Origin of the sequence: Xenorhabdus sp. NBAII XenSa04, assembly GCF_963866145.1 — a bacterium.
GTDB lineage: Bacteria > Pseudomonadota > Gammaproteobacteria > Enterobacterales > Enterobacteriaceae > Xenorhabdus > Xenorhabdus indica.
Window position 1 is genome coordinate 1 of the sequence record NZ_CAWMEB010000181.1, and the last position, 273, is coordinate 273.

Sequence of the window (273 nt, forward strand, 5' to 3'; positions counted from 1 at the left end):
AATCCTTCTTTTGATGTCTGTGCATCAGAAATATTTTGTGCACTAACCCAGGGTGCAGAACTCGTGTTGCGGACAAATCAGTGGATATCCAGCGCACAGAAATTCTGGCGTCTGTGTGAACTTTATCAAATTAGTTATCTGTCAATTCCGGTTCAATTTTGGCGGGTCATTGCTGAAACTAATGAAGGCAGTATTTATAAGGGCTTAAGGGTCATGTGTATTGGCGGGGAAACGATACCTCATCATGAATTGGAACGCTGGTTATCTGTTCAC

1 protein-coding gene is annotated in these 273 nt (G+C 42.5%); it reads left to right on the top strand.

Features of this window, described 5'->3' with window-relative positions; translation table 11 throughout:
- The coding region (locus AAC147_RS07830; protein WP_047686247.1) for an AMP-binding protein at positions 1-273 on the top strand (273 nt) is incomplete at both ends.